Here is a 12,707-nt window from a genome sequence, read left to right as displayed (position 1 = left end):
ATAAGAAAAGATTCCCATTATTTCTAGAAATAATCTTGCTAAGATGTGGTGATTGTGATAATCTTTTAACAGAATTAACCGCGTAAACCTAAGGTATTCCGCGGTTTCTTCGGAGGTACATGTATATATTCTGGTAAATTTGTCAGTAATGTATATAGCGGTATTTATTTTTCCGAAGATAGTCTCCAATTTTGGGAGGAGGTGAATGGCATGAACAAAACAGACTTAATTAGTGCTGTCGCTGAAGCAAGTGAGCTTTCTAAAAAGGATGCAACTAAGGCAGTTGATGCTGTCTTCGATTCAATCTTAGGAGCTTTACAAAAAGGTGAAAAAGTACAATTAATCGGATTTGGAAACTTTGAAGTTCGTGAGCGTGCTGCACGTAAAGGGCGCAACCCACAAACTGGTGATGAAATCGAAATCGCAGCGAGCAAAGTTCCTGCATTCAAGCCTGGAAAAGCTCTTAAGGATGCTGTGAAGTAATTACATATTCATTTACAGGCTAATGGGGACTGATTTGATCAGTCCCCATTTTATTTTTATAAAAGCTCTGTAATCGAAAAAAGCTGGTTTTAATTTAAAATGAAAAGAGCCGAAATCAACTAATCAACTATTGAGTTTTAGCAGGGACTTTATAAAAACAGTACATATGTAGAGCAGATGTACTTTTGATAGGAAGAAAACATTAGGGCAAAATAAAAAAGCAGTTTTTAGCATAAGGGTTCTTCTTTGCTCTGCTTTTATACGGTATGCTAGTATGAGAATGTAGTGCAACAGATACATATATTATCGATTAGGCCTCTAGGAGGAGAACTTATGAACGAAACAAACCTTGAACAAATTGAACAGGCTGTCAGATTAATTTTAGAAGCAATAGGTGAGGACCCCAATCGTGAAGGTTTATTAGATACCCCTAAACGGGTTGCTAAAATGTATAAAGAAGTATTCAGCGGACTTAATGAGGATCCGAAAAGCTATTTTGATACAATTTTCTCAGAAGAACATGAAGAACTAGTGTTGGTAAAGGATATTCCGTTTTATTCAATGTGTGAACATCATCTGGTTCCGTTTTTTGGACATGCTCATGTTGCTTATATACCCAAAGGCGGAAAAGTTACTGGGCTAAGCAAGCTGGCAAGAGCTGTTGAAGCCGTTGCAAAAAGACCGCAGCTGCAAGAACGACTAACCTCGACAATTGCAGATGCCATTTTCGAAAAATTAGAGCCGTTTGGTGTTATGGTTGTTGTAGAAGGGGAACATATGTGTATGTCGATGAGAGGCGTGAAAAAGCCTGGTTCTAAAACGGTTACTACATCAGTAAGAGGTGTTTTTGCAGAAGATCAGCAAAAAAGAGCAGAAGTATTATCTTTAATTAAATAAGGCCACGATTTGGCCAAACGTGAAATTTTAGCAGAAAAGAGTGAATTCATTTTGCAAAAAAATCCGATTTCTGATTATGTCATAATAAAAGCTGAACAAGATGGTGTCCAAGTGATTGGATTAACGCGTGGAACTGATACTAGGTTTCATCACTCCGAAAAATTAGATGAGGGTGAAGTGATGATTGCCCAATTTACGGAGCATACTTCTGCAATTAAAGTAAGGGGCAAGGCTAGAATTTACTCATCCTTTGGAGAAGTGGAATCTGGAAAGTGAGGAATAAATAGAGATAACAGTCTACATTTTGATATCATTATGTTATAATGTAGTCTGTTTTAAGGCAGAAAAAAGTGGTTGGAATGAAGGGTGATGGCATGAGTATAATACATCGATTAACAACAGAAATAAAAGAGCAGTTTATTGAAAAAACGAACGATTCGTTTGTCCAATCGATTATTAATCACCCTGCTTTTAACGAAGAAGCAGCATACATATTAACAGCGTGTTTAGTGTCAAAAGGTTTCCCTGAAGAGGAAATTCAATATAAAATTTTAGCCACTTTGCTAATCCAGACGGCTCTGAATACACATGATCAGGTCGGTAATGAAGATGAACTGCAGCCACTCATTAATAAACAGCTAACCGTCCTGGCTGGTGATTTTTATTCCGGATTGTATTATAAAATCCTCGCAGACCAAAATGATATTGGATTTATCCGTATGATTGCTAAAGGTACTCAGGAAGTAAATGAAAATAAAATCCGCTTTATTCAAATGGATTACAATCATATTGATGAATTTATTGATATTATCAGGAACATAGAGACCTCCATTGCTCAAAAAGTTTGTGATTTTGTACAGGCTGCTCCGTGGAAGCCCTTAATCAGTAATTTACTGTTATTTATCAGACTTCTTACAGAAAAAAGGAATTGGGTACATTCACAAATATCCACCATATTTGATAGCTTCCGTAAATTACTTTTTTCAATGGAAACTAGTCAATTGACACAACATCAGGATAAGTATGTTTTGGATGCATATGACCGTATGCTAACGAATGTGCAAAAATTAGTTGAGGCAGGTTTGAAACAAATCCCGAATCTGGATAAAGATGTTGTACAGAAGGTACAGTCCATCCTTTGTCTGCATGAGGGTGTAACCATTTCGTTTGTGGAAGAAGGGTAGTTATGACTGCATCTAAAGAAGAACGTGTCCATAAAGTATTTGAGAAAATATCTGATCAATATGATCGGATGAATTCTGTTATCAGTTTTCAGCAGCATATCCGCTGGAGAAAAGATACCATGAACCGACTAAATGTCTTTCCAGGGGCTAAAGCTCTCGATGTGTGCTGCGGAACGGGAGATTGGACTATTTCTTTAGCTAAAGCGGCAGGACCAACCGGGAAAGTAATTGGACTTGACTTTAGCGAAAATATGTTAAAAGTGGGTCGGGAAAAAGTCAAGTCATTCTCTAACACTGAACTTATTCATGGAAATGCGATGGATTTGCCGTTTCCTGATGAACAATTTGATTTTGTAACGATTGGATTTGGATTAAGAAATGTGCCAGATTATATGCAAGTTTTAAAGGAAATGAACAGAGTTTTAAAACCTGGAGGGAAAATTGCATGTTTGGAAACTTCGCAACCGACTCTGATAGGGTTTAAACAGCTATATTATTTCTATTTTCGGTTTATTATGCCTTTATTTGGGAAACTTTTCGCGAAAAGCTATCAAGAATATTCATGGCTGCAAGAATCTGCCCGTGAATTTCCTGGGATGAAGGAATTAAAAAGTATGTTTGAGGCGGCTGGCTTCGAAAATGTCTTTTACAAGCCATATAGTGGTGGAGTTGCAGCTGTTCATATTGGGCAAAAACCGAAGGATTAGACCAAAATGGGTGAAAAAATATGAAATTAATGCCTCTCTACTCTTTTTTGCAGGGAGATTTATCAAAAATTGAAAAAGCGTTAGAACAAGCGGTGCAGTCACGATCTTCATTAATAGAAGAATCTTCACTTCATCTACTTCAAGCAGGGGGAAAACGGATTCGCCCTGTTTTTGTGTTACTATCCGGACAATTCGGCAGCTATAATAGTGAAAAGATGAGAAATGCCGCAGTAGCACTCGAAATGATTCATATGGCTTCTTTAGTTCATGATGATGTTATTGATGAGGCACATGTCAGAAGGGGAAGACCGACGATCAAAGCGAAGTGGGATAATCGTGTAGCTATGTATGTAGGCGATTATATGTTTGCACGCTCATTAGATATCTATACACTTATTAATGATCCGCTAGCACATAAGATCCTTGCTAACACAATGGTTGAGCTGGTAGTTGGAGAAATTAAACAAATTGAAGCCAAGTATAGATTTGATCAGCACCTAAAAGATTACTTTAGAAGGATTAAGCGGAAAACAGCACTGCTGATTGCGGCAAGCTGCCAAATAGGTGCGATTGTCGGAAATGTGGAACCAGACATTCATCGTAAGCTTTACCGATTTGGATATTATGTAGGAATGGCCTACCAAATAACCGACGACATTTTGGACTTTACTGGCACAGAAGAACAGCTGGGTAAACCAGCTGGCGGAGATTTGCTTCAAGGAAATATAACCTTACCTGTATTGCTGGCTACTAAAGATCAAAATTTCCGTTCAAAACTAGAAAGAGTTCATGAAGGAATGGATCCCTCAGAACTAAATGATATAATTACTTATATTCAGACCAACGGCTCTATTGAAAAATCCTGGGAAATCAGCAACCGTTATTTGCAAAAAGCACTGCAAGTACTTGATGAGCTTCCCAAAAACAAGGCAAACAAAGCATTAAGAAATATTGCCCTTTATATTGGGAAACGGGACCATTAATATTAAAGTGTTTTTAAGCAAATCAACATCAAACTTAATGAAGGCGTTGCCATAATAAAAAAATAATGGTAGTATTTTGAAGGATAATAAATCATATACATAGCAAAGTAGGAGTGGACAAACTAATGGAAAAGACATTCTTAATGGTAAAACCAGATGGAGTACAGAGAAACTTAATCGGAGAAATTGTAGCTCGTTTTGAGAAAAAAGGCTTTCAATTAGTCGGAGCTAAATTAATGAGCATACCTAGAGAATTAGCTGAAACTCACTATGGCGAACATAAAGAGCGCCCATTCTTTGGTGAATTAGTAGATTTCATTACTTCTGGTCCTGTATTTGCAATGGTATGGCAAGGGGAAAATGTAATCGCTACTGCACGTCAAATGATGGGGTCAACGAACCCAAAAGATGCTGCACCTGGAACAGTTCGCGGCGATTTCGGAGTAACTGTTGGAAAGAATATTATTCATGGTTCTGACTCTCCTGCAAGTGCAGAAAGAGAAATTTCGATTTTCTTTAAACCAGAGGAACTAGTAGACTATACAAAAATAAATAATGAGTGGATCTATTAAGAAAAAGTGACAAATGCTGCATCCTTTGGATGTAGCGTTTTTTCTATTGTTGCTCAAATAGGGAGTGGGGAGCGCTATTCAATGAAGAATGATTATGAAAAATTTACTCAATCCTTTTATCAATTATCAGGCATTGACTTATCACAATATAAAGAAGCACAAATGAAAAGGAGACTTACCTCTTTTTATGAAAGAAAAGGCTTTGACTGTTTTTTAGGTTTATTGGAAGCTATCAAAAAGGATCCCGAGGTGTTAGAAGAGCTATTAGATAAAATGACGATTAATGTGTCAGAATTTTACCGGAATGGAGCACGGTGGGATATATTAAAGCAGCAAATATTGCCTGGTCTCCTCCAGTCAAACAGCTCGCTAAAAGTTTGGAGTGCCGCCTGTTCAACCGGTGAAGAACCTTATACGCTTGCTATGATATTGAGAGAATTTCTCCTCCCTCTTCAATTTCGAATATTGGCAACGGACATTGATGAAGGAGCCATGGCTAAAGCGAAGGAAGGACTTTACCACGAACGTTCAATCCAGGAACTGCCCGATTATTATCGGGAAAAATGGCTGATTCAACAGGATCAATGGTATGCAGTAAAAGACGAACTAAAAAAAAGAATTGAGTTTAAAAAGCATAACTTATTAGATGACCCATATCCGCAGAATTTGGACTTAATTGTTTGCCGTAATGTTTTAATTTACTTTACAGAAGAGGCAAAGCACAAACTGTATAAGAAATTTGCCTCCTCCTTAAAAATAGGCGGAGTTCTTTTCGTGGGCAGCACCGAACAAATTTTCAGACCAGATGAATTTAATTTAAAAGTGGTATCTCCCTTTTTTTATAAAAAGATATAACTGCTCGTGAGACCGTGTGAATGGGTCTTTTTTTATACATCCTAAGGGATCACGGATATAAACCATTACATTGAAAACAACATTAAGAAATTCTAAATATTTTTCTAACAATTCTAACTTAACATATGGTATAGTGGAACATAATCCTTTAATGAGTTGAAGGGAGAAAGAGTCATGAGATATTTAACAGCAGGCGAATCGCACGGCCCTAAATTAACAGCGATTGTAGAGGGGTTACCCGCAGGTCTGTCCTTAACAGCAGAAGATATTAACGAAGAATTAGCGAGGAGACAAAAGGGGTATGGGCGTGGCCGAAGGATGCAAATTGAAAAGGATCAGGTTGAGATTTCTTCTGGAGTCCGCCACGGATACACAATAGGATCTCCAGTCACATTAACTGTGGAAAATAAAGATTGGAAGCATTGGACCAAAATTATGGGGATTGAACCGATTTCTGAAGAAAAAGAAAGTGAAGTAAAACGAAAAATTACACGCCCCCGTCCAGGTCATGCCGATTTAAACGGAGGCATTAAATATGGTCATCGTGATCTGCGAAATGTACTCGAAAGATCATCTGCCCGGGAAACAACGGTCCGAGTAGCTGTTGGGGCAGTAGCCAAAAAATTATTAAAAGAACTCGGAATCGAAATTGTGGGACATGTTAGGGAAATTGCAGGTATTAAAGCTACTGTTCCAGAGGGGCTAAGTGTTTCAAAGCTGAAAGAAATAACAGAGGAGTCCCCTGTCCGAGTGTATGACCCTGAGGCCTCACAGAAGATGATGGAAGCAATCGATGAAGCAAAAAAGAATGGCGATTCAATCGGTGGAGTGGTTGAGGTTATTGCTGAAGGGATGCCGGCTGGAATCGGAAGTTATGTGCATTACGACCGAAAGCTTGATGCAAAAATAGCAGGTGCTGTCATGAGTATCAACGCTTTTAAAGGCGTCGAATTTGGTTTGGGCTTTGAAATGGCAAGATTGCCTGGTAGCCAAGTGCATGATGAAATTATTTGGAATGAGGCCGAGGGCTACAAAAGAAAAACAAATCGCTTAGGCGGTTTTGAAGGCGGTATGACGACAGGAATGCCGATAGTTGTGAAAGGGGTTATGAAGCCGATACCGACCCTTTACAAGCCGTTGCAAAGCGTTGATATCCAAACTAAAGAACCTTTTAGTGCAAGTATTGAGCGCTCTGACAGCTGTGCAGTACCTGCTGCCGCTGTTGTGATGGAGCATGTGGTTGCATGGGAACTGGCCGCAAGTTTACTTGAACACTTTTCGAGCGATCAAATGAAACTTTTACAAAAGAGCATAGAAGAATATCGAAAGTATGCGAGGGACTTCTGATGAGAAAAGTTAGAGTCCAGGCTGATTCCTTTCAATACGATATTTGGATCGGGGCGAATCTGACTGAAACCATTGTGGAAGACATGGCAACAAAATTTTCTAACGTCACTAAAGTTATGGTGATCTGTGATCAGACGATTTCCCGACTATATCTTGATTCATTTGTAACTAGCTTAAGCAAATGGAAAGAACCTATCTGCAAAACAGTTCCAAATGGAGAAGAGGCCAAATCACTCGATGTTTATCAGGAATGCATGGAAACAGCCATTGAAGGAGAGTTAGACCGTCATTCATTAATCATCGCTTTTGGCGGTGGGGCCGTAGGTGATTTAGCAGGATTTGTAGCTGCTACTTTTATGCGAGGAATTCCATATGTTCAAGTTCCTACCACTCTTCTCGCACATGATAGTTCAGTCGGGGGGAAAACGGCTGTTAACCACCCTTTAGGAAAAAATATGATTGGCGCTTTTCATCAGCCGAAAGCTGTTTATTACGACATTCAATATTTGCATTCTTTACCGGAACGTGAAAGGTTATCTGGTTTTGCAGAACTTATTAAACATGGTTTGATTGGTGATCGGAAATTATTGCAGCAATTAATGCTTCATGTGGATCAAGTTGATTTTCAGGATCTGTCATTTTGGGAAGAAGTACTGGAGCGGGGAATTAAGGTAAAAGTCAAGATTGTAGAGCAGGATGCAAAAGAACAAAATATTCGGGCGTTTTTAAATTTCGGGCATACATTAGGACATGCAATTGAGAATTTATCACATTACACTATCACGCATGGTGAATGTGTCTTAATCGGCATGAATTTTGCTTTACTGATCAGCGAAAAGAGAAACCCTCTTTCGGTTTCGAGACCTGCATTGACAGAATGGTTTAAACGCATTGGCTATCAGATAGAGGTTCCAAAGGAACTGTCCATTGATCAGCTTATTGAACAAATGAGAAGAGATAAAAAGACGATTGGCGGATTGATTCAATATGTTTTATTACGAGATATAGAACAGCCGTATACTATTTCAATCCAAGATGAAGAACTCATTTTCTATTTAAAAGAATTCGGAGTATCATAGGGTACAAATAAAGTTTTTCTAAAGTCAAAGGAGAGGGACTTAGAATGAAATGGATTAAACAATTAGATCAATTGAAAGCCTATCAGCCCGGGAAAACGATTGATGAAGTGAAGAAGGAATTTGGGCTAGACACTATTATCAAACTAGCCTCTAATGAAAACCCATATGGACATTCCAAAAAAGTAGATGAGCTTTTTCAAAATACTAAATTTCAGCATATGTTTTATCCAGATGGTGCAGCTACCGAATTACGTCAGGCAGTAGCTGAACATTTCGGAATTGACCCAGCTAATTTAATATTTGGAAACGGATCCGATGAAATTATTCAAATTATCTCCAATTCTTTAATAGAACCTGGAATCAATACAGTTATGCCTGTTCCAAGTTTTTCTCAATATAAACATAATTGTTTTTTACAAGGCGGAGAGTCGAGAGAGATTCCGCTTATTAATGGTGAACATGATTTAAACGGAATGTTAGATGCGATTGACGAAAACACAAGTATCGTTTGGATTTGTAACCCGAATAATCCATCTGGCCGTTATATTCCAAAAGATGATTTATTTGCATTTTTAGAAAAAGTGCCGTCTCATGTTCTAGTAGTCATTGACCAAGCTTATCATGAATATGTAACAGCTCCTGATTATCCAGATTCATTGTCAATATTTAATGCTTTTGACAATGTGATGCTCCTTAGAACTTTCTCTAAAATTTACGGATTAGCCGGTTTTCGTGTTGGCTTTGGCATCGCCAGCAAAGAAATCATAGCAAAAATGGAGCCTGTGAGAGAGCCATTTAATGTGAATGCAATTGGACAATTAGCAGCTAAGGCCGCTCTTGCTGACCAAGAATTTGTAGAGTCATGCAAGTTGAAAAATGATAGAGAGAGAAAAAGATATTACGAATTTTGTGAGGAAAATGGGATTTCCTATTATCCGACAGAAGGGAATTTTATATTAATTAATGTCAGTGAAGACAGTCAGACAGCCTTCCAGTATTTCTTGCAAAATGGTGTAATTACTCGTTCAGGGGCTGCACTTGGATTCCCTGGCTGGCTCCGAATTACGATTGGAAAACCTGAAGAAAATGATAAAGTCTTTCAGCTGTTAAAAGAAAGAATTCAAAAATAAGAAAGTGTTCCGGGGGGAAGATCATGGAGGGGAACGTCCTCATCATAGGGTTAGGCTTAATTGGAGGTTCCGTCGCATTGGCCATTAAAAAGGAACATCCAGAGTGCATAATAAGCGGATATGATCTTAATCCCGATTCGATGAAGCTTGCACACATGCTCCAAGTGATTGATGAAGGAGTCGAAGATGATCAGCATCTGCTGCGGACTGCAAAAAATGCCGATTTGATTATTTTGGCCACACCCGTTCAGCAATCAGAACAATGGATTGAAAAGATCGCTTTATGGCAGCTTAAAAACGAAGCGATTGTAACGGATGTAGGCAGCACCAAACAAAAAATTATGGAAAAAGCGAGACTTTTAAAGAAACAAAATATCACTTTTATTGGCGGACATCCGATGGCAGGTTCGCATAAGAGTGGTGTTCAGGCGGCCAAGGCACTTCTATTTGAAAATGCCTTTTACTTGCTTACACCTTATGAGGGTGAAAATGAAATACAAGTGGAAACACTACAACATTGGCTAAAGGGCACCAGAGCCAAATTTCTCGTTTTATCTGCGAAGGAACATGACGAATTAACAGGTGTAGTTTCTCACCTTCCGCATATAGTAGCGGCATCTCTTGTACGTCAGGCCTTAAATAGTAAAGGAAATCAGGATTTGTTACAACGGTTAGCTGCTGGCGGATTTAGAGATATTACGAGAATTGCTTCAAGTAACCCGTATATGTGGCGGGATATCCTGATTCATAATAAAGAAGTTCTTCTTGACATGCTGCATCAGTGGAAAGAAGAAATGGAGCTCGTAACGAAAATGATTGAAGAAGAAGCTGAAGAGGAAATTCTCCAATATTTCCAAACTGCAAAAGATTATCGTGATAATCTGCCGACCAAGGCAAAAGGGGCCATTCCTGCCTTCTATGATTTATATGTTGATCTCCCTGATTATCCGGGTGTGATTTCCGAAATAACAGGGCTTTTAGCGAAAGAATCGATTAACATTATTAATATTCAAATTCTAGAAACTCGTGAAGATCTGTTTGGAGTTCTTGTGATATCCTTCCAGACCTATGAAGACCGCCTCAGGGCAAAAGCATGCATTAACGACAATACAAGCTATGAAACGTTTATTCCAGCATAATCCGGCAAAAATGGAAAGGGGTTAAAAGTGTGGCGACTCAAACTCTTCATTTTAAGAATCGAACCATTAAAGGTGTAATCGAAGTTCCTGGCGATAAATCAATCTCTCACCGGTCCATTATGTTTGGAGCAATTGCCGACGGAAAAACCCGTGTCTGGAACTTCTTAAAAGGGCAGGACTGCTTAAGCACGTGGGAATGCTTTCAAAAATTAGGGGTTCCAATTTCAGATCAAGGTCAATACCTTTTAATTGAAGGAAAAGGATTTGAAGGATTAAGAGAGCCATCCAGTATTTTAGACGTCGGCAACTCTGGAACAACCTCACGTCTTTTAATGGGTATTTTAGCAGGACGTCCTTTTCATTCTGTATTAATCGGAGACGAATCGATTGCTAAACGGCCAATGTCTAGGGTTACCGCTCCACTACGCTTAATGGGAGTGAAAATTGATGGCAGAATGAACGGTGAGTATACTCCAATTAGTATAAGAGGCGGAGAATTATCCTCTATAGATTATCAGATTCCTGTTGCCAGTGCGCAGGTCAAATCTGCTTTGCTATTCGCTGCGATGCAAGCGAGCGGAATAACAGAATTAACAGAAAAAGGAAATACACGCGACCATACAGAAAGAATGATCCAGTATTTTGGCGGGAAATTGGAGAAAAATGGTCTTACAATCCGGATTGATGGTTCAGCCCAGCTTGAAGGCAGAGACTTGGTTGTTCCAGGAGATATATCTTCAGCTGCCTTTTTTATCGCGGCTGCAATTTTAGCGCCCAATAGTGAACTCTTAATAAAAAATGTGGGACTGAACGAAACGCGTACAGGAATGATTACCGTTTTGGAAAGAATGGGAGCGAATCTTGAAATTATTCCACATTCTATTGATAGCTTTGAACCATACGGTGATATTTTAGTCAGAAGCTCGAAGCTTCAGGGTACAGAAATTGGGGGAGACCTTATCCCTAAACTCATAGATGAAATCCCAATTTTGGCGCTATTAGCGACTCAAGCAGAGGGAAGAACGGTTATTAAAAATGCGGAAGAATTAAAGGTCAAAGAAACAAATCGAATTGACACTGTAGCCAATGAATTAAATAAGCTGGGCTGTCAGATAACTCCAACAGCTGACGGGTTAATGATTGATGGAGTTTCGAGGTTAAAGGGAGGAATCGTTGACAGTCACGGCGACCATAGAATTGGAATGATGCTTGCAATTGCTTCATTAGTCGCTGAGGATTCAGTTCATGTTCAGAGCACCGAGGCTATTGATGTTTCATTCCCGAACTTTTTTAAAGCATTAACATCAACGATGAAATAACGATAAAGGAAGCTCATTCGAATGAGTTTCCTTTTCTTTTTCTCATTAGTTAATAATCATATATTAACTTTTTGCCTCATAGCTTGTCTTAAGAAGACTGATGGGGTGAAAAAAATGGCTTATATTTTGAAGGGTGTGCATTGTGAAAGAGAAGGGAACGTCAATCAGCTTAGTTTTTTTATTCAAAACAATAAAATAGTATCGATTCGCCATCACTTTCGATACACAAATTGTTACTATGTGGATTTAAGTCAATTTTTAATTGGTCCGTCTCATGTGGTTGCCGATTTGTCCTTTCCTAATTTAAACTTTAAAGACTTTAAACAGTATATGATTAGCGAGTTTTTGCTTAAAGGCTGTACAACTTTATTAGTTCCTTTTAGGGTTGAATATGAATTTAAATGGAAGGAACAGCTGCAAAAAATAAGAAAACAATTAGTAGGCAGTCCGATAGATTATGTACTTTCTGTTCGGATTCCTGCTCGCTTAGTTACTCCTTCCATAATAAGAAAATGTAAAAGAGAGAAAATAAGCAGTATTTTTGTAGAAATATCCGATGAAACAGATCTTTATAAAATCCAGTGGGGATGGATGAGGGAGGCGATGTTTCCATATCCGGTAACCTTAATTCCGCATGTTTTAATTGAGGATAAGAAAAAAAGACTCGAAAAATTAGAAATTTGGACAAGTATTTTAAGTCATGTAGGGATTCCTTATTTGGAAAAGCCGATTCCTTCCTTTACACCCATTTTAAAAGAAGAATTAATTAAACTTGGAGTCTATCCGCAAAAAGGATTTTTGCAGGTTGGTGGAGAAGTAAGTTACAATCTGTATTACTTGCCAAAAGCTAAAGATAAGACTAGCATTCTATATGACAGTCGTAATCTTTGTATTACCGTAGATAAAGGAAAGGTTATTCGGGCCGGAGATCATGTCTCTTATCTTTCTGGTGCAGGGAATGAGGTTCCGATACATGTCCCGCAATTTTTCCAAATCACTTCATAAGGAAAGG

At 38.5% G+C, this 12,707-nt stretch carries 14 protein-coding genes; all 14 read left to right on the top strand.

Annotated features, from left to right (window positions below; translation table 11 throughout):
- The first annotated feature begins 210 nt into the window (after positions 1–210).
- Positions 211–483 (top strand): HU family DNA-binding protein, encoded by a 273-nt coding sequence (locus MLE14_RS03100; RefSeq protein ID WP_243296841.1) that lies wholly within the window; start codon positions 211–213, stop codon positions 481–483.
- A gap of 333 nt (positions 484–816) precedes the next feature.
- Positions 817–1,380, top strand: a complete 564-nt coding sequence (folE, locus tag MLE14_RS03095) for a GTP cyclohydrolase I FolE (RefSeq protein ID WP_243296840.1) — start codon at positions 817–819, stop codon at positions 1,378–1,380.
- A 51-nt stretch (positions 1,381–1,431) separates the two neighbouring features.
- Positions 1,432–1,656: a trp RNA-binding attenuation protein MtrB gene (gene mtrB, locus MLE14_RS03090; RefSeq protein WP_243296948.1), complete on the top strand. Its 225-nt coding sequence runs from the start codon at positions 1,432–1,434 to the stop codon at positions 1,654–1,656.
- 98 nt (positions 1,657–1,754) lie between these two features.
- On the top strand, positions 1,755–2,564 hold the full coding sequence (locus tag MLE14_RS03085) for a heptaprenyl diphosphate synthase component 1 (protein WP_243296839.1): 810 nt from the start codon (positions 1,755–1,757) through the stop codon (positions 2,562–2,564).
- Between the two features lie 2 nt (positions 2,565–2,566).
- On the top strand, positions 2,567–3,271 hold the full coding sequence (locus MLE14_RS03080) for a demethylmenaquinone methyltransferase (protein ID WP_243296838.1): 705 nt from the start codon (positions 2,567–2,569) through the stop codon (positions 3,269–3,271).
- 20 nt (positions 3,272–3,291) lie between these two features.
- Positions 3,292–4,254 (top strand): heptaprenyl diphosphate synthase component II, encoded by a 963-nt coding sequence (hepT, locus tag MLE14_RS03075; protein WP_243296837.1) that lies wholly within the window; start codon positions 3,292–3,294, stop codon positions 4,252–4,254.
- Positions 4,255–4,379: 125 nt separating this feature from the next.
- Entirely contained in the window at positions 4,380–4,826 is a 447-nt protein-coding gene (ndk, locus tag MLE14_RS03070) for a nucleoside-diphosphate kinase (protein WP_243296836.1), read from the top strand.
- An 81-nt stretch (positions 4,827–4,907) separates the two neighbouring features.
- Positions 4,908–5,681, top strand: coding sequence for a CheR family methyltransferase (locus MLE14_RS03065; RefSeq protein ID WP_243296835.1), 774 nt, complete (start codon positions 4,908–4,910; stop codon positions 5,679–5,681).
- Between the two features lie 174 nt (positions 5,682–5,855).
- Positions 5,856–7,028, top strand: coding sequence for a chorismate synthase (gene aroC / locus MLE14_RS03060; protein ID WP_243296834.1), 1,173 nt, complete (start codon positions 5,856–5,858; stop codon positions 7,026–7,028).
- Entirely contained in the window at positions 7,028–8,107 is a 1,080-nt protein-coding gene (gene aroB / locus MLE14_RS03055; RefSeq protein WP_243296833.1) for a 3-dehydroquinate synthase, read from the top strand. Before aroC ends, aroB begins: the two co-directional genes overlap by 1 nt.
- Before the next feature lie 44 nt (positions 8,108–8,151).
- Entirely contained in the window at positions 8,152–9,237 is a 1,086-nt protein-coding gene (hisC, locus tag MLE14_RS03050) for a histidinol-phosphate transaminase (protein WP_243296832.1), read from the top strand.
- 23 nt (positions 9,238–9,260) lie between these two features.
- Positions 9,261–10,376, top strand: coding sequence for a prephenate dehydrogenase (locus MLE14_RS03045; RefSeq protein WP_243296831.1), 1,116 nt, complete (start codon positions 9,261–9,263; stop codon positions 10,374–10,376).
- Between the two features lie 29 nt (positions 10,377–10,405).
- Complete coding sequence (gene aroA, locus MLE14_RS03040) at positions 10,406–11,695, top strand: 3-phosphoshikimate 1-carboxyvinyltransferase (RefSeq protein WP_243296830.1); 1,290 nt, start codon at positions 10,406–10,408, stop codon at positions 11,693–11,695.
- Positions 11,696–11,809: 114 nt separating this feature from the next.
- Positions 11,810–12,700: a hypothetical protein gene (locus MLE14_RS03035; protein ID WP_243296829.1), complete on the top strand. Its 891-nt coding sequence runs from the start codon at positions 11,810–11,812 to the stop codon at positions 12,698–12,700.
- Positions 12,701–12,707 lie beyond the last annotated feature (7 nt).

Origin of the sequence: Bacillus litorisediminis (assembly GCF_022808645.1) — a bacterium.
Taxonomy (GTDB): domain Bacteria; phylum Bacillota; class Bacilli; order Bacillales; family JC228; genus Bacillus_BF; species Bacillus_BF litorisediminis.
Note: the sequence above shows the minus strand (reverse complement) of the source record. Positions and strands in the feature narration are given on the sequence as shown.